Below are 428 nucleotides of genomic sequence, written 5' to 3' on the forward strand. Positions count from 1 at the left end.
TTTTATTAAGAGCGGGGCTCGTTATTTTTTTGATCATGATGGTATATTTTCTTATCATGGCTCAGGGAAGGCGAAAGGAAGTTGAAATAAATTCAACTTCAGGAATTAGAAGTATCTCCAAAGGCATGATGATAGGGACACTTAATATTTTTCCCATACCTTATTTTGTAGCTTTAGGAGCAGCCTTAAATGTGAACGGCAATGTTCAATATCACCTGCTGAATAATGCTGTTTTTGTAATGGCAGCAGGCCTGGGTACTTTTACTACATTGTATCTTTATGCGCTTTTCTTTGCCAAGATCGAATCTGAGGGTAATTTCTTTGCCAAATATTCCAACTACTTCATGGCCGGACTCATGTTGATCCTGGTGATCATCACCTTTATAAGAATTTTTAATAGTGGCTGAGCTTTCCTTTTTTGACCGGGT

1 pseudogene is annotated in these 428 nt (G+C 37.9%); it reads left to right on the forward strand.

Features of this window, described 5'->3' with window-relative positions:
- A pseudogene (locus tag HC176_RS16750) lies at positions 1-407 on the forward strand (lysine transporter LysE); the annotation flags it as partial.
- Positions 408-428: the final 21 nt, after the last annotated feature.

It is taken from the genome of Tamlana crocina, assembly GCF_012037625.1.